Raw genomic sequence first — 16815 nt, 5'->3', positions numbered from 1 at the left:
GCAATGGCATTACCGCAGGGATGGAGGATGAAACACAGATTGCATTCAACCCCATGCCCTATTGCGATGATATGGCGCAAAACTGGCGATGGGGCGAGCAGTGGTTACCCCATGCAAGCTGGTTTATGCTCGCCATTAGTGCGCAAACGCTGGTTGGCAACGGCCACTCGAACAAGGAGAACGCGTGATGACTTATCGCCTCGATCTTAGTGTGATCAACGAGTACCCCAATGACACCCCACCGCGCAGTCGAATGGGGTTAACCTTGCATAATCTCACCGACTGTTCGTTGGAAGCGCTGTCCATTGCGGTATTGTTTGATCGCTTCATCAACCCAAGACTCTCTCACAAGGCAGCATTGAACAAATCGGAAGCTATTGCGTGATGACACCCGAGCGTCAAACACTGGGGCTAATCAGAGCTTATACATTGAGTTTGATGCCCATACACCGCCATTACGCTTCCTTTGTGCCGGCTTTAAAGATGCGCTGCTCTATGCCAACGGCGAGCAATATTCAGTGATGCTCACACCCATCAACTTAGCGCACACCTATACCACACGTTCGTCGATCCCAGATGTTAATCCCGCCGAGCACGCGATCATTCCCGCGCCTAAATCAATTCGCCACCAGCCAGGATACTTTGTGCTTTCACCCACGACCCCTTTGCTCGCCGTGGATACACAAGCCCTTCCGGCTGCCCAGTGGCTAAGTAATGAGTTAATTCGTCTGTATCCAGATGCAGATATCGCACTCGATCCGCGCCATCAAGATGCTATGACTGGTGATCATGCGATTATTTTGCGACCGTTACCCGACACCGTACTTCGCGATATTGAACACCGTGATGAGGCGTATCAACTCACGGTGACCGACCAAGGTGTGGTGATCCAAGCCTGTACTGATCGAGGATTTATCCACGGCTGCGCATCGCTGCTACAACTTTGCCAAGAAGAAGAAACACGGCTGCGTCTACCGGCAATAAAAATCAGCGATGCACCACGATTTGGTTACCGAGGGATGATGCTCGATTGTGCGCGCCATTTTCATTCGGTGGACACGGTAAAGCGGCTGATTAACCAGTTGGCCTATTTCAAGTTCAATACTTTTCACTGGCATTTAACCGACGATGAAGGCTGGCGATTGGAGATTAAAGCTCTGCCTGAATTAACCCGCTATGGAAGCCAGCGCGGCCCCAATACCCGTCTTGCCCCGCAGTTCAGTCATATTGCAGAACGTCATGAAGGTTATTATCGCCAAGAGGAAGTGCGCGACGTGATTGAATACGCCGCGGCGCGCGGTATTACCGTCATTCCAGAAATTGATATTCCCGGCCACTGCCGCGCGGCAATCAAAGCGCTGCCTGATTGGCTGCACGATACCAACGATCGATCCACCTACCGCAGTGTACAGCACTACACCGATAACGTATTGTCGCCAGCCCTCGATGGCACCTACCGATTTTTAGATACAGTACTGAGTGAAGTCGCTGAGCTTTTTCCCGCCTCATGGGTCCATATTGGCGCCGATGAAGTCCCTGACGGGGTATGGACAGACAGCCCAGTTTGTCGGGACAGGCGCGCGCACGGAGAGACAACCGCGTCGCTACAGGGGCAAATACTGACCTATGCTGAGCAAAAGCTACGCGCCTTAGGCAAACGTATGGTTGGCTGGGAAGAAGTGCAGCACGGGGATAAAGTCAGCAAAAACACCGTGATCTATTCATGGCAAAGCGAGGAGGCAGCCTTGCATTGTGCGCAGCATGGCTTTGATGTGATTTTAACCCCCGGCCAAACCACGTACCTCGATATGGTGCAAGATTATGCTGCCACCGAACCCGGCCTCGACTGGGCGGGCGTCACGCCATTAGAAAAAGCCTACCAATATGAGCCACTGGCAAGTCTCGCAAGCGACGATCCCGCCCGAGACCACATGCTAGGCGTGCAATGTGCACTTTGGAGTGAACTGATCACCAATCAGGATAGGCTCGATTACATGGTATTTCCAAGCTTACCGCCATTGCAGAAGCAGCATGGAGCCAAAGCGAACGCCGTGATTGGCTCGATTACCTGGCCAGGTTAAAAGCACAACTGCCGCGCTTAGACACGTTCGGTATTCAATACCGTTCCCCTTGGGCATCGAACAAGTAGGCCGAATTCGCCCACCTGGCAGCGTCTCCTGCGCTGCCAGCTCTTTGCGCTCACATCCCATCTGTTTATAATGCCCACCATTGTTGTCAGTCTAAGAGTGTTTTCGGCATGCTACGCCAACAGATCAATACCCTACTCACCCCCATTCATGGTTTTCTACACTGTCAGACCCCGGACAGTTGGATTGACGAAGCTATCAAGCCTGACAACCAATCGATTCTTTTGCGCGACCACGCTAACTGTGAACTGAAAGCCAGCCAAACCGCGATGTGGCTGATCCGTAAATATGCAGTCGACGCGGCGAGTGGCGAGCAACTGCTAGCATGGGCCAAACCCTATGAAGATTTTGTCTATCGCGGCGCTCGCGATGGAATTTTTCATGGACGCAAAAACGGTCTCAGCGCGCCTTTAACTCCTAAAGCGGGTTTTGCCCACGGCCAAGCCTTGATTGATAAAATGGTCCGGTTAATCAAAGAAGAGTTTCATCACTTTGAGCAAGTGATTGAAATCATGGACGCACGCAGCATTCCTTATCAGCCCATAGAAGCAGGCCGCTACGCCAAAGGATTAATGCGCGCGGCACGCACTCACGAACCGGCTACCTTGGTCGATAAACTGATTATTGGCGCCTACATTGAAGCACGCTCCTGCGAGCGCTTTGCAAAAGTCGCCCCGCACCTCGATGATGAACTGCAAAAGTTCTACATCTCGCTACTGCGCTCCGAAGCACGCCATTATCAAGATTACCTGACGCTGGCGGAAACCATCGCCGGCAAAGACATTCGCGACCGAATCCAAACGATCGGTGCACGCGAAGCCGAGCTAATCCAAGCACCCGACAACCAATTCCGCTTCCACAGCGGCACCCCTGCCTAGCTTCTCCTTATGGGGACAGGTGATTTCCTGCGAGGACAGACACCTTTACACATGTCCCTACTAAGTTTCCTTTCCAGGGACAGGCACTTCTTAGTGACTGTCCCCCTAGTTTCCCCCCTAGTTTCTGGCTCTACGGCAAGCCTGTCCTCATTATTTTATTTCACTAATCGGGACAGGCCCCTTTAGTAACTAACTAATTTAACAGTTACAACATTTCTTGCGGTGCCACGAAATTAGCGTTTAGAAAAGTGATAACTGTGCATTTATACAGTACCTTTTACATATACCCATATACCAAAAGGGACTGACGATGACCAAAGCTCGCACATCTTTAGTGAACCTAGAAGCAACGCCCTATTACCATTGCGTCTCGCGCTGTGTGCGCCGCTCTTTTCTGTGTGGCTATGACGCTCAATCGCAAAAAAGCTATGAGCATCGTCGCGCATGGATAGAAAAGCGTTTACTTACACTAGCCAAAGCTTTTTGCATCGATATCTGCGCTTACGCCATTATGAGCAACCATTATCACGTTGTTCTACATATCAATGCAAAAGCTGCCCAGTCCCTGACAAATACCGACGTTATCGACCGCTGGCTAGCCTTTCACCAGGCTCCGGCACTCATCCAACGTTTTCGTCAGGGAGAATCCCTTTCTAAATCAGAGCACAAAGCGTGCTGTCAGATCATTGAAAGCTGGCGCGAGCGTTTGATGTCTGTCAGTTGGTTTATGAAGTTACTCAATCAATATATTTCGACACAAGCGAACCGAGAAGATCAATGCACGGGACATTTTTGGGAGGGACGCTTTAAAAGCCAGGCCTTATTAGATGAAAAAGCGCTTGCGGTAGCCATGGCGTATGTCGATTTAAACCCAGTAAGAGCTGACATAGTCAAAGCACCCGAGCATGCGGATTACACTTCGATAAAAAAGCGTATGGAGTCACTCAAGCAAAATAAAGCGACCCCAGCGGGCCTTATTCCCCTTTGCCGGCAACCCAAGAAGAACCATGCCCGACGGCATTCCGTTTCGGCTAATGGACTATTTAGCACTGGTTGAATGGACCTGCCATCAGGGGCAAGATGCCAATTCGACCCCGAGACCACATCTACTCACACGACTGAATATGTCGAGTGGAACTTGGCTGAATACATGCACTTACTTAGAGTGTGGGAATATAGTGGGTTCGCTGTCGAGTATCCAGGCCGTATTGCCAACACTGGGCCTAAAACGCATGACCGGTGTCATGATCCCAAATCATTGAGGCTAGCACCAAAACACGCATCAATGCGTAAAGGAATCGTCATACTAGCCCGAAAATCTACCCTACCCAATAAGCCAGCACCATTATAAATACGAACAAAATACCTACCGCTTTTAAGAGCGGCTTTAATTCTTTGGCCCCACCTTCTGGGGACTGATTACAGCATCATATTACCTCCTCACTAGTTTCCAACCTGAATAAACCTTCAAGTTACAGGAGGGTAAAGGCATGTTCGGATTTTAAAGAGGTCAGATTTTATTAGGACAGACACTTTAACAACCATTTGCTGGTTAATAGTGATGGCTGTCCCAGATAAAACGCAAATGTGCCTGTCCCAATAGAGACACAACAGAGACAGTCGTTTTTCAGAGAAATTTTTTGTACGCTTACACAATTAATTAATCACAATCCAACCTAGGCCAATAACATGGAACTTCCACCTTCTGCGCAAGCGCTCCTCGAGGCTATCCAGCACTACATGCCCATCACCGACATCAGCCAGATCAACGCCAGTTGATAAACGGTTCACCAGAATCTTTTATTACCGCGCTACCGATTGGCCTGTCCCTATCAAAGGCATTCGACGAGCGCCAAGAGGAGCTTTTTGTCGATTACTTTTCACAAATGGCCGATGACCTGCGTATTCATTCGCGTAGTCATGACATCACTGAAATCATCGATATCGCGAATGGAGTTCTCGCTCACGCACTTGAACTAGGCGACGATCATATTAACCTGATGCTCACCGGTGAAATCATCAAATGCATGAAGCACCTCAAACTACATGTTGACGATGAGATCATCATGAAAGTGCGTGAACGCATTCAGCAGAGGGCCATTGAGCAGCGAGAGCACCTGGGACAAGATCATGAAAAATTGACCGAGAATCTTGTCGCTGATCTCAATAAATTTGGGATCGATACTGGGCTTGCTTTTTGTCAGTTTGTGAGCGGTGAACTTGTCTTTCTCACCGAGCAAGAAATTCAAGGATTGCTCACAATGATGAGCCATCAACCTTGGTCAATTGATGCGCTTTTGCTTTTGAGCCTCAATGCCGAGCCTAAGATCGCCGACAGCGCAGCGAGTGTACTCAATAGCCTTTCAGCAAAAAGATGGAAGTCCCTTGGACAGCGCCAATATCTAACCCTCATCCAGCGCTTTGGTCACGATAGCGTAAAAACCCACCTGTCAGCATGGCAAAAATCAGCCATGCAATACAGCAAACAAGCCGAACAACATCAAGTGACCGAGCTTTACCTGTCCTATCCAGACGGCAACCACGCCATACTATTTAACGGACTGCTCATCGACCCAACAACTAAAAATGCACATGTTTTCGGTGGCGTTTTTCGCTTAGGTTTCGGTTTAGTAGATAGCTACTTTGATACCAATCCCGTCGACACCGTGCAATATAAAAAAATGACCGCAGAAATGGACACCGCTGTCGACGTCGTTCAATGCCATCCCAATATCTTGCGACACATACTTTGTTGGGCGCTAGACGAACAGCAAGAGCCCCTCGATCCTGACACGCTGCATATGCTTGCGCTTCTTCCGTCACAATGGACAGAACCACAACCGTTCTCATTAGATAAACTCGCCTCCACGTGTGACTTCCCAGGTAAACACCCGGACGCGTTAGCACGAGGACATCTATCCAGCAAACTGTTAGTCAATACCCCATTGATAGAGACATGGACGATCGCTGAATCGATCGACCCAACGCTAGATACCCTACGCAAGGTTCGGAACCGCTATTATCTCGAACACCCTGAACCCTATATCAAAGCACTCGCGTTGAGTGGCTAATCACGCATTACAGCAAGCAAGAAAGCACACCGTTTTCACCCAGCAAACTATTTATATTTGCCGCGGCGTATGCGTTGCAAGCACCTGATCGCATGAGAAAAACCTTTCCGCTTTTCGACCATCTCGCAGAGCTGAGTATGCAACAGCAGGCAGAAGACAATGCGATGGCGCACGGCCCCCAGGCCATAGAGCGTCCCCAAGGTATCGTACTACACATTGAGCTTAATAATAGCCGTCCAAAAATCTGGCGCCGTTTTACCATTTCAAACGCTGTATCCTTTATAGCGCTGCACGATTGTATTCAAAACATTATGGGTTGGGAGCATGAACACCTTGCCATGTTCACCACACCCTTTGGCCACATTGATCTTCACGATGAATCCGATACACAAGCGGCATCTTTACCTATCGGAGTAGCACTCCAAGAGCCAGGAGATACCATCGAGTATGTGTATGATTTTGGCGATGACTGGCACCACACCATCACCCTTGAGAAACTGAATACTCGCAATTGCACGCAGCCTAAAGTCACGGCAGGCAATGGCGCCTGCCCGCCAGAAGATTGCGGCGGCATACACAGATACAAAGACCTACTAAAACTATCAAAACGCGCACCACTCAGCGACGACGAGCAAGAGATCCTAGACCTCTTCAATATGCAGGATTGGGACGCAAAACACTTTGATAAAAACGAAGTGAATCAGAGACTAAAAGAAGAAACACCTCCTGTTTTCGACTAGCCACATAGTGGGACAGGCACGTTAACTTTCTAGTGGGACAGGCACGTTTAACTTTCGCGCCTGTTCCACTAACACCCGCTAACAAAAGTGCCTGTCCTGCCAATGCTTAAATACGCTGTACTCAGAAATCTGGACTCTGTATCCTAATGCTTACAAACATCCATCAAGGACAACAACGATGTGGTATCTCATTTATTCGCAAGACGTCGAGAACAGCCTACCGCTACGCAAGCAAGCGCGTGACGCACACCTTGAGCGCTTACACCAACTGGAAAAAGAAAACCGCTTGATGATTGCCGGGCCAAACCCTGCCGTTGACAGCGAAGAGCCAGGTGAAGCTGGATTTACTGGCTCAACCGTTATAGCCTGGTTTGAATCACTATCAGCCGCAAAGGCATGGGCCGACAAAGACCCTTATGTTGCCGCAGGCGTCTATGAGAGCGTGACCGTTAAACCTTTCAAAAAAGTACTTCCGCAGGATCCCGCCTAATGCGATTAGTTAACATATTGATGATAACCTGCCTTGGGCTAATGCTGAGTGCGTGTAGTAGTACCCAACATGACCAAGCCGCAGAAGCCGCTATCCAGCGTGCCGATATGATTGCACAGCTACTACCGATGGATATTGAAGGCTACTCATTGGTTCGAGCACGTGCGCAAGATGCCATCATTGAGTTGACGCTTCTGGAGAAGAATGCGAAAAAAGCACCGGGACAGCTCTTTTCCGGCTTAAAACGTCGTTATTGCGAGGACACCGATATCCGCAGTGTGTTAGACAGCGGTATCAGCTATACCATTTTGGTTCGCGATACCCGCGGACGACAAATCCTCAATAATGCTATTGATGCACCAAGCTGTGCTAGCTAATTAAGCACCAAGGCTGCTCCCACCCCACAGGTAAGGTAGGCCACAATTCGCCTTGGCTCGGGGGCAGCACATAGCTGTAGCGCTCTGTGGGCTGATCGTCTGCAAAGCGGCAAGTAAATTGCAGCCCATAAGCGTGCAGATAGCCACGATCCGCAGGCTCGCCGCCATAGTAATCATCCCCGATGAGAGGCGAACCAATACTTTTCATCGCCACTCGAATTTGATGGGTTTTGCCCGTGTAAGGCCGACAGAGAAAAAGTCGTTTCCCCTCTCCGCCTGCGACCGAGATAAAGCGCGTTCTCGCAGGATTGTCTTTACTGGTCAGCAACTTCCAACTGCCTCGTCGCCCCTTGGTCATGTCTCCGACGATCTGTCCCTGCTTTTTGCGCGACTTTTTTGCGCTTAATGCCAAATAGAACTTTTCTATCTCGCGTGACGCAAACAGCCCAGAGAGGACAGACGCCGCATGCGAAGACGTCGCCAGTAACAATAAGCCCGATGTCATCTTGTCTAACCGATGCACCAGATACACTTTCTCAGCCCCAATGTGCTCCGCGACTGCAGGCAACAATGCCGCTTCATCGGCTTCTCTTTGCACACTAACGCCATGGTGTTTATTAATCACCACAAAGTGCTGGTTTTGGTCGACAACTGAAAACATAACGAGGAGATTTACCGGTTGGCTATTGAGGACAGGCATCATAACGACTTCAGCCCCAAGCTGCTAGGGCAACGATAAAAGTGTCTGTCCTGACCAAAGCATGTCAAAACCAAAGCTCAAGCGAGCTGCCAAAGATTACATAAACAAACCGCTATCCATGAACACTTGTTCAAGCTGTATTCTTTGATCCACACGGACTTTGAGATGGTTTTGAAGTTCCTTCACTGTGGTTATTTCCTCACATTGTGTTCGTAACTCGTCTGCACCGTCAATCAACTGATATCGATACTTATCTAAGACGCGTTGACGAGACGCTTTATTGCCACCCCCGAAGCGGTGCCATATGACACTTTTCATATCCTTACCACCATGTTGCAGCGCCTCATACTCCTGGCTCAGTTGCGTCACCTTAGCCTTAAGTGATACTTCAAGGTGGCGCAACATGTCGTTATCGAGCGCTAATTCATGGTCAGGTAAAAAGCGTTGCGCTAAAAGCAGCAGCGCAAGTGGGTCTTTGTCTTTTTTTGCTTGCGATAGCTGCTGCATTAATCCCTGTTTTTCTGCTTGCTTTGCCGGATCGCGCTCTCTATCGGGATGAAGTAGCTTGGCCAGTTGGCGGTAAAGCTTTGCCATTCGCTTATCATCAAACAAAATTGCCGCACCGCCAGGTTGATCATCGCTAACATGATCGTCATCTTCGCCAGCTTGCTGACTCTGCTCAAAAAAATCGTCAAAATAAAACGTGGCATCCTCGGCCTCGTCATCCGCACTCTCCCGCGCTTTCTCATCCAAAAAAGAAAACACAAATTCCTGCAGTTTCTCTGGCGACGTCACGAGCACGCCCAGCTCCTCATCACTTATCTTCACCGGTTCGCCAAGTATCTGAGAAAGCTCATCCCGAACTTGATTGAGATCTTCTTGTGAGAACGCCACCCCTTGCGCCTCACTTTCAGACCGCTCAACGAGAAGAGCCGTAAAAGTCTCGCGAAGATCACGCGTGTTAACGGGATTAAATGGGTTCGACTCAATAATCTCAAGCTCTTCTTCTATCCACTCGTAGAGCGACTCTCGCTGTTTTCCTTTAATTGATTTTCGCGGTACAAACGCAATCAAATGGCGAATCCAAGCCTCAGTCGCAAAACACACCTCCTGCTCTAGGGGCTCAATCTGCTGCTTAAACTCCTGATAAAACTTATCTAATTTAGCTTGATAACGTTGATTGCGTTGCTGCTTTTTTTCTACATCCGCCCAAAGCTGACGTAATTTTTTCTGTTGCTTGGGTGAAGCGTCCGTGCTGGTTAATGCGGAAATCGTTACGGTTGTCATAAACAGTATTGAGTTAGTGAATTTGTCGTAGCATATCGCAACTTTAGCCCAACAATAAATCACAACCGCTTGTTACATATTAGGAGAGTCTCATTCCGTTGGACAAGCTGGAACCGCTAAAGCTTAAAGTGCCTGTCCCCGGTAGCTGTCAAAGTGCCTGTCCCCGGTAGCTGTCGCGATCGCTACCTGTCCTCGATCGCTATCAAAGTGCCTGTCCCCGAAAGCTTCTCCGGTAGCTACACCCGCTTCACACTCTCGCGCACCACTAACGTTGGCTCGAGCTGTACGGTTTGACTGTCGCTGTTGGGATTATCAAGTTTACTAAGGAGCGTTTCGACCGCCGCTTGGCCGAGGCGATATTTAGGTTGGTGAATAGTCGTAAGAGATGGAGAGATAAATTTGGCGAGATGGATATCATCGTATCCCATGATAGAAAGATCCTTGGGTACCCGAATGCCGAGCGCATTAGCAGCATTGATGGCCCCCATCGCCATCATGTCATTACCTGCAAAAATCGCGGTCGGCAAGGATCCACACTCAGCAATCGCCTGTAAACCTTGATACCCCCCTTCACACTCAAAATCCGCTTCCACCATCCAGTCGGGATGTTCAACGAGCCCAGCATCACGCAGCGCATCGTTAAACCCTTGAAAACGCATTTGCGCCTGATGTTTTGCCAAAGGACCGCTGATACAGCCAATCTGGCGATGACCACAATCTATCAAGTGCTGGGTAGCTAAATAGCCTCCTTGATAGGAGTTGTCTTGGATTTTATCGCAGGTAAAATCGATCGGGCCCCAATCCATCACCACCACTGGAATATCAGGATAACGATCAAAGCCTTCAATCCGCTCACCTTCCAAGGTCGAGCACATCAAAATCAAACCATCGACCCGCTTTTGCAACAGCGTATCAATTGAAGCGCGCATACGCTCTGCATCGCCTTCCGTGTTGCATAAAATCAAACTGTAGCCATTGCGGTAACAGCTTCGCTCGACGCCTTTTACTACTTCACCAAAAAACGGATTGGTAGAAGTCGTCACCAGCATGCCAAACGTTTTAGTTCGATTAACTTTTAAGCTGCGCGCCAGCGCCGACGGGGCGTAATAATTGAGTTCTTTCGCGGCTTGGTTGACCTTTTCAGCAATCGCCTCACTGACATAGCGGGTGTTGTTGATAACATGACTGACCGTTGATGTCGACACGCCCGCCTGTTTAGCAATATCTTTCATGGTCGCCATTTATCGCACTCCGCTGCCAAGGGGGAAATGAGGATTAATCATGTTGCTTTGCCAAAAAGGCATCGACATCTGCGCGCGAGGGAATCGAGGTTTGTGCGCCACGCTGGGTGACGGATAAAGCGGCCGCGGCATGAGCAAAACGAATCGCCTGATAAAGTGCCTGTCCCTCTATCAATCCAGTGACTAGCGCTCCATTAAACGTATCGCCAGCGGCAGTGGTATCCACGGCATCGACAACAAAACCTGGGATTAATCTCCCTTTCTTTTGCGCTTTTTCACTCAGCCACACGCCTTGTTTACCTAAGGTGATCAGCACCGTCTCGATACCTTTTTGGTGCAGCACATTTGATGCCGCTTGCGCACTCGCGGTATCTGTCACCGCAATGCCAGTCAGGCTTTGTGCTTCAGTTTCATTCGGCGTGATAATGTCGACCGCCGCCAACAGTTTGTCACTCAGTGCGGCAGCGGGCGCCGGATTAAGCACCACTTTCGTCTTCGACGCTTTGGCATGAAACGCGGCTTTTTCAATCCCACACATCGGCGTTTCTAACTGCATCAGCAAATAGTCTGCCTGATCAATTGCATCTAAATCTGAAACCATCGCCTCGGCCGTCAGTGCCGCATTGGCCTCCGCCGATAACGCGATACTGTTCTCACCTTGATCAGTCACTTGGATCATCGCAATCCCGGTCGGCGTATCAGGCTGTACCTTCATCGCACTGACATCCATCCCCTCTTGCGCATAAGACTGACGAATCTGCTGGCCAAAGGCGTCGTCACCCACACTGGCAATAAAGGCAACATCCGCACCACAACGCACCGCCGCCACCGCTTGATTTGCGCCTTTGCCACCTGCAATCACCGCATAATCGCGACCGTGTAATGTCTCTCCAGGACGTGGAAAACTAGAGACACGCAAAACATGATCAGCATTGACGCTGCCAAGAACAACCAATCGGCTCATTACCCTTCCTTACCGTTTTTTAAATCAATAAAGCACCACCCAGCGCGAACTCGGTGGTGCTCAGTATGTGTTATTCCATTCCGATTTATTCAGTGATCGTTTCTTGACTGATCACTTTCAGCGGTACCGGAATATAACTGTCTACCGACTCACCTTTCAGCACTTTATCCGCCGTTTCAACACCGAGCTCACCAATCATACCCGGTTGCTGGGCGATGGTCGCCGCCAAATGGCCACGCTCAACGGCCGCAATACCATCTTTGGTGCCATCAAAACCGACAATAGTGACATCTTTGCCCGATGCCTGCACTGCACGCAATGCGCCGAACGCCATCTCATCGTTTTGCGCGAATACTGCTTCCACGTCTGGATAGGCCGCGAGCAAGTTTTCCATCACATTCAGGCCTTTGGTACGGTCAAAATCCGCCGGCTGACTGGCGAGCAGCTCGACGTCCGTACCTTCAATGGCCTCCATAAAGCCTTCACCACGCTCGCGAGCTGCCGAGGTGCCAGCAATGCCCTCAAGCTGGATCACTTTGGCACGCTCACCGACTTTACCCATAATAAACTCCGCCGCCATTTTACTGCCTTGCGCGTTATCCGAGGCAATATGGCTCACCACCTCACCACGGCTCGCACCACGGTCTAGGGTGATCACTGGAATGTCAGCGCGATTAGCAATACGAATAGCATTAGAGACCGCATCGGAATCAGTGGGGTTAATCAAAATGGCTTTCACACCACGGATGGTCAGATCTTCCACGTTAGAAAGCTCTTTACTGGCGTCGTTTTGCGAATCGAGCACCAATAGCTCATAGCCCAGATCTTGCGCTTTTTGCTCCGCGCCCTCTTTCATGGTGACAAAAAATGGATTGTTTAAGGTTGAAACCACGATCGCCATTCTATCTTCCGCCTGCGCACTGATGCTCAGCGTTGACGACAAAAGCGCGGTGGTAATCAAAGTAGTCAGTTTTTTCATGCGTTCAGTCCTTTTGTGTTTGTAGGGTATTGTTTTTATTCACGAATTAAACAGAAATAAAAGTGCCTGTCCCGGTAACTTAAAGTGTCTGTCCCAACAAGCTCCAACAAGCTAGCTATTTGTTTTTGTTGTCCACCAGCACGGCGAGCAAAATCACCACTGCTTTGGCAATCATTTGGTAGTAAGACGACACGTCCAGCAAGTTAAGGGCGTTGTTCAAAAGCCGATAATCAGCGCACCAATCAGCGTGCCCATGATCTTGCCTTTACCGCCCATCAAGCTGGTACCGCCAAGGACGACCGCCGCAATGGCGTCGAGCTCATAGCCTGTCCCAGCCGTCGGTTGGCCAGAGGACAGGCGTGAGGTGACGATAATCCCGGCCAAGGCTGCAAGCATGCCGCAAATGCTGTAAACACCGATTTTGATCCGATCGACATTGATACCCGATAGGCGCGCTGCCGATTCATTGCCACCGAGGGCGTAGATGTAACGGCCAAAGCGGGTATGATTAAGCAAATACCAAGCACCGATAAAGACGATAGCCATCAGCCACACAGGCACTGGGATGCCCAGTAAATAACCGGTCCCAAACCACGCAAACGCGTCGGCCGTTTCAGTAAAGCCCGCGGAAATAGGTCGACCATCGGTATACACCATGGTGACCCCGCGATAGAGAGTCATCGCGACCAAGGTAGCAATAAACGCCTGCACCTTGCCTTTGGCGACCACCACACCGGTCATCGCGCCAATCGCTGCGCCGGCAAACAAAGCCGTTGGCACTGCCACTAACACAGGCACTTCGACCGCAATCAAGCTCGCCGCAAACGCACCGCACAATGCCAGCACTGAGCCAACACTCAAATCAATCCCTGCCGTTAAGATCACCAACGTCATCCCCACCGCGATAATCGCATTCACCGAGGTCTGACGTAGGATGTTAAGCAAGTTATCCATCATGAAGAAGTTGCTGTTCAAGAAGGACATCACCACGATCAGGACTAATAGGGCGATGAGCGACTTTTGCTCAATCAACCAGGCTTTGCTGAATCGGGGTTTGCGTCCATCCTCTGACGGCTGGGACTTATTCATTGCATTTGCGCTCATGCTGCATCCTCATTGGGCTGTTTGCCTACCGCACAGGCAAGCAGGGTTTCTTGATCGCATCCTCGGCATCAAACTCACCGCAAATACGGCCTTCGTGCATCACTAAGATGCGATCGCTCATGCCAAGCACTTCAGGCATTTCTGACGACACCAAAATGATGCTCATGCCCTCGGCTTTAAATTGGTTAATTAACTGATAGATTTCTTTTTTGGCACCCACGTCAACACCGCGCGTCGGCTCGTCCAAAATCAGCACCTTTGGCTTGGTCATCAGCCTTTGGCAATCGCCACTTTCTGCTGATTTCCCCCCGATAAGTTGCCAATGATTTGCTCGCGGGTGGGGGTTTTGATGTTAAAAAGGCGAATAAAATCATCCACCGCCATCACTTCATCGCGCGGCTGAATTTTGCCCCAATGGGTGAGCTTATCGAGTGCACTGAGTGACATGTTGTCTTTTACCGACAAACCCAGCACCAAGCCCTCACCTTTGCGGTCTTCAGAGATATACGCAATGCCGTTTGCCAGTGCATCTTGAGGACTCACTGGGTTAACCACCTTGCCATCCAGTCGAATAGTGCCCGCCTCGCGCGGCATGGCACCATAAATGATCTTCATCAGCTCCGTACGCCCGGCGCCCATCAAACCTGACACGCCCAGAATTTCATTACGGCGAAGACGAAAACTGACGTCCTCCACCCCATGACCACTCACACTGTCCACCTCAAGGCTTACTCCATCGGGGCTGACATCGCTACGTGGGTATTGCTCGGCGAGCTTACGGCCCACCATCATTTCAATCAGGCCATCTTCATCGGTGTCACTAACGGCACATTCACCAATAAACTTGCCGTCGCGTAACACGGTGACCCGATCGCAAATCTCAAAAATTTCTTTTAAACGGTGAGAGATATAAACAATGCCGCAGCCCTGCGCACGTAGCTCATTAATCACCGCAAACAGCGAGGCGGTTTCGGTGTCGGTTAGCGCATCGGTCGGCTCATCCATAATGATCACCTGCGACTCAAACGACAGCGCTTTGGCAATCTCCACCATCTGCTGCTCGCCCAGGCTAATCTCACCAAGCGGCGTGGATCCGCGCGCGTTGACATTTAAACGCGCCAGCAGCTTATCCGCTTCCTCAACCATTTTGGCCCAATCAATCTTGCCAAACCGATTAGTAAATTCACGGCCTAGAAAGATGTTCTCGGCAATGGTCAGCTCGGGGATCAAATTCAGCTCTTGGTGAATAATGCTGATCCCCGCCTGCTGCGAATCGCGCGGGCCTTAAACGACACCGGCGCGCCTTGGTAATTGACCTCACCGCTATCGGCGTGATAAATCCCAGTTAAGACCTTCATCAAGGTCGATTTGCCCGCGCCGTTCTCACCGAGTAGCGCCATCACCTCGCCGGGATATACATTTAAGCTCGCTTCATCTAAGGCGCGCACCCCAGGAAAGGTTTTTACGACTTGGCTGAGCTGTAAGATAGGTTGCGTCATCGTGGTTACTCGCTTAGGCCCACCTAAAAGGTGACACCGGCTTGAAAAATCACATTGGCATAAGGCGTGCACTCGCCGGTGCGTACCACCGCTTTACTCTGCGCCGTGCGCGCTTTAAAGGCCTCGTGGCTGATATACGTTACCGTAATCGGCTTACCCCCTGCCCCTTCTTGCTCTAATCGGGCAAGCAGTGCCTGATGCAGCGCCGGACTAACGGTTGCAAGCTCCTCGGCCATCACCACAGACTCAATACAGGCATGCGATAATATAGCCTCGACCGTTTGCATAAAGCTCGGCACCCCTTTAGTCAGCGCCAAATCAATACGCGACACCGAGTCTGGGATCGGAAGTCCCGCATCACACACCGTCAATTCATCGGTATGCCCGATTTGCGTGACGAGCTGCGCGAGCTCTGGATGGAGCAAACCATGCTTATTCATTCATCACCTTCTCACTCACGATGGGATCATTCAGCGCTTACACCTCGAACAACGTGGAAACGCCTTCTTTTATCGGATTTTCTGTTAGAAAAAACGCCATCGAAACGTTTCGATATAAGATAGAGAATAAATACCCACGCAAAATTCACCACACTTAAGACACGTAGATGTGAAGGGGATCAACTATTGATATCAGAGTCATTAGTAAAGGGAGGGAGAGATCACATGACGGGGCTGGGTTAGGTAAAGACTAGAAAGATCCTAGGGTCCTAGGCACTGCTTTACGCTTTTCCTAGTCTCTCGTTTCTAGAAGCGCAGCGTCTCAGTTCTCGTCCTTATCCAGCGGCTCACTCAAACCCGGCACCGCTTGGCAAAACGTACATTCCTCATTATCCACCGAGCACCACCCGCTTCCACGTAGCGAACCCGATGACTGCCGTTATCCCGATTGGCAGACACCGCAAACCGCCGTTGCTCACGCTCGAGTATCGTCTTTTCTGTGTCCTGGTTAGCCATGATTTACCTCCTACGAATGCCGGAAACCAACTCAGCCATATTTAGCTTAGCACCCGAACAAGCCCAACTAAAAGTGACCAACTAAAAGCAACTAAAAGTGACTGTCCTCGATAAACTCTCGATAAACTGTAGAAAAAGTTCTAGGGCCTAGACACTGCTTTGCACTCTTCTCCTTATTCCCGAACCAGGCGTAGATACCATCTCTCCGAACCATCCGTAAAGGGTTATGTAACCACTTGCGGGTGGTATTCGCTTTGATGTTTCACCACACCAAAACAAATCTGTACCAGCTTGCGCATTCCAGCTCCTAAAGCCTGCATTTTACTTTTACCGTTTTCCATTAGGCGCCGACATTGTGCCTGGATATCCGGGTTATATCTCA

The 16815-nt window shown here is 50.1% G+C and carries 14 protein-coding genes and 4 pseudogenes; 9 read left to right on the top strand and 9 right to left on the bottom strand.

The genetic code is table 11. From position 1 onward, the window contains the following. From DZ54_RS24285 to gspS2, 9 genes and pseudogenes are all read left to right on the top strand, one after another. Positions 1-188 (top strand): hypothetical protein (locus tag DZ54_RS24285; RefSeq protein WP_164831602.1); only part of this gene is annotated, 188 nt, incomplete at its 5' end. After that, entirely contained in the window at positions 185-385 is a 201-nt protein-coding gene (locus tag DZ54_RS27550; RefSeq protein ID WP_420804860.1) for a hypothetical protein, read from the top strand. The genes DZ54_RS24285 and DZ54_RS27550, both read left to right, overlap by 4 nt. A 226-nt stretch (positions 386-611) precedes the next feature. Next, a pseudogene (locus tag DZ54_RS21940) lies at positions 612-2149 on the top strand (beta-N-acetylhexosaminidase); the annotation flags it as partial. A gap of 108 nt (positions 2150-2257) precedes the next feature. Continuing rightward, on the top strand, positions 2258-3025 hold the full coding sequence (miaE, locus tag DZ54_RS0113965; protein ID WP_025674733.1) for a tRNA isopentenyl-2-thiomethyl-A-37 hydroxylase MiaE: 768 nt from the start codon (positions 2258-2260) through the stop codon (positions 3023-3025). 310 nt (positions 3026-3335) lie between these two features. Then, positions 3336-4287, top strand: a pseudogene (locus tag DZ54_RS21935) (transposase). 513 nt (positions 4288-4800) lie between these two features. Next, on the top strand, positions 4801-6096 hold the full coding sequence (locus DZ54_RS0113955; RefSeq protein ID WP_025674731.1) for a DUF7400 domain-containing protein: 1296 nt from the start codon (positions 4801-4803) through the stop codon (positions 6094-6096). Positions 6097-6233: 137 nt separating this feature from the next. Beyond that, a complete protein-coding gene (locus tag DZ54_RS0113950; protein ID WP_164831601.1) occupies positions 6234-6836 on the top strand; it encodes a plasmid pRiA4b ORF-3 family protein in 603 nt (200 codons plus the stop codon). A gap of 178 nt (positions 6837-7014) precedes the next feature. Beyond that, positions 7015-7326, top strand: a complete 312-nt coding sequence (locus DZ54_RS0113945; RefSeq protein WP_025674728.1) for a YciI family protein — start codon at positions 7015-7017, stop codon at positions 7324-7326. Next, positions 7326-7703 carry a type II secretion system pilot lipoprotein GspS-beta gene (gspS2, locus tag DZ54_RS0113940; RefSeq protein WP_025674727.1) on the top strand — a complete coding sequence of 126 codons (378 nt, stop codon included), beginning with the start codon at positions 7326-7328 and terminating at the stop codon, positions 7701-7703. Before DZ54_RS0113945 ends, gspS2 begins: the two co-directional genes overlap by 1 nt. Here gspS2 and DZ54_RS0113935 read toward each other — a convergent pair. From DZ54_RS0113935 to DZ54_RS24280, 9 genes and pseudogenes are all read right to left on the bottom strand, one after another. After that, on the bottom strand, positions 7696-8364 hold the full coding sequence (locus DZ54_RS0113935) for a TIGR01621 family pseudouridine synthase (protein WP_025674726.1): 669 nt from the start codon (positions 8362-8364) through the stop codon (positions 7696-7698). The two genes, gspS2 and DZ54_RS0113935, sit on opposite strands and share 8 nt — an antisense overlap. Positions 8365-8499: 135 nt before the next feature. Then, positions 8500-9690, bottom strand: coding sequence for a J domain-containing protein (locus DZ54_RS0113930; protein ID WP_037354608.1), 1191 nt, complete (start codon positions 9688-9690; stop codon positions 8500-8502). Positions 9691-9926: 236 nt separating this feature from the next. Further along, positions 9927-10931, bottom strand: a complete 1005-nt coding sequence (locus tag DZ54_RS0113925) for a substrate-binding domain-containing protein (protein ID WP_025674721.1) — start codon at positions 10929-10931, stop codon at positions 9927-9929. 34 nt (positions 10932-10965) lie between these two features. Continuing rightward, the gene (gene rbsK / locus DZ54_RS0113920) at positions 10966-11895 is read right to left on the bottom strand and encodes a ribokinase (RefSeq protein WP_025674719.1); all 930 of its coding nucleotides are present in this window, start codon (positions 11893-11895) and stop codon (positions 10966-10968) included. Positions 11896-11980: 85 nt separating this feature from the next. Next, complete coding sequence (gene rbsB / locus DZ54_RS0113915) at positions 11981-12874, bottom strand: ribose ABC transporter substrate-binding protein RbsB (RefSeq protein WP_025674717.1); 894 nt, start codon at positions 12872-12874, stop codon at positions 11981-11983. 115 nt (positions 12875-12989) lie between these two features. Then, a pseudogene (rbsC, locus tag DZ54_RS21930) lies at positions 12990-13978 on the bottom strand (ribose ABC transporter permease). Continuing rightward, positions 13975-15477: pseudogene (gene rbsA, locus DZ54_RS21925) on the bottom strand (ribose ABC transporter ATP-binding protein RbsA). The pseudogenes rbsC and rbsA overlap by 4 nt, the downstream one beginning before the upstream one ends. 23 nt (positions 15478-15500) lie before the next feature. Continuing rightward, the gene (gene rbsD, locus DZ54_RS0113900; protein ID WP_025674715.1) at positions 15501-15917 is read right to left on the bottom strand and encodes a D-ribose pyranase; all 417 of its coding nucleotides are present in this window, start codon (positions 15915-15917) and stop codon (positions 15501-15503) included. Positions 15918-16268: 351 nt separating this feature from the next. Beyond that, a complete protein-coding gene (locus DZ54_RS24280; RefSeq protein WP_240474016.1) occupies positions 16269-16433 on the bottom strand; it encodes a hypothetical protein in 165 nt (54 codons plus the stop codon). Positions 16434-16815 lie beyond the last annotated feature (382 nt).

Source organism: Salinivibrio socompensis S35, from assembly GCF_000513715.1.
Taxonomy (GTDB): Bacteria; Pseudomonadota; Gammaproteobacteria; order Enterobacterales; family Vibrionaceae; genus Salinivibrio; species Salinivibrio socompensis.
The sequence above is the reverse complement of the archived record's forward strand: the minus strand, read 5'-3'. Positions and strand labels throughout refer to the sequence as shown.

What these genes read in the sequence shown, in the direction of transcription:
- miaE (WP_025674733.1), top strand. Translation starts at nt 2,258, where the DNA reads ATGCTACGCCAACAGATCAATACCCTACTCACCCCCATTCATGGTTTT.
- DZ54_RS0113950 (WP_164831601.1), top strand. Translation starts at nt 6,234, where the DNA reads ATGCAACAGCAGGCAGAAGACAATGCGATGGCGCACGGCCCCCAGGCC.
- DZ54_RS0113945 (WP_025674728.1), top strand. Translation starts at nt 7,015, where the DNA reads ATGTGGTATCTCATTTATTCGCAAGACGTCGAGAACAGCCTACCGCTA.
- gspS2 (WP_025674727.1), top strand. Translation starts at nt 7,326, where the DNA reads ATGCGATTAGTTAACATATTGATGATAACCTGCCTTGGGCTAATGCTG.
- DZ54_RS0113935 (WP_025674726.1), bottom strand. Translation starts at nt 8,364, where the DNA reads ATGTTTTCAGTTGTCGACCAAAACCAGCACTTTGTGGTGATTAATAAA.
- DZ54_RS0113930 (WP_037354608.1), bottom strand. Translation starts at nt 9,690, where the DNA reads ATGACAACCGTAACGATTTCCGCATTAACCAGCACGGACGCTTCACCC.
- DZ54_RS0113925 (WP_025674721.1), bottom strand. Translation starts at nt 10,931, where the DNA reads ATGGCGACCATGAAAGATATTGCTAAACAGGCGGGCGTGTCGACATCA.
- rbsK (WP_025674719.1), bottom strand. Translation starts at nt 11,895, where the DNA reads ATGAGCCGATTGGTTGTTCTTGGCAGCGTCAATGCTGATCATGTTTTG.
- rbsB (WP_025674717.1), bottom strand. Translation starts at nt 12,874, where the DNA reads ATGAAAAAACTGACTACTTTGATTACCACCGCGCTTTTGTCGTCAACG.
- rbsD (WP_025674715.1), bottom strand. Translation starts at nt 15,917, where the DNA reads ATGAATAAGCATGGTTTGCTCCATCCAGAGCTCGCGCAGCTCGTCACG.
- DZ54_RS24280 (WP_240474016.1), bottom strand. Translation starts at nt 16,433, where the DNA reads ATGGCTAACCAGGACACAGAAAAGACGATACTCGAGCGTGAGCAACGG.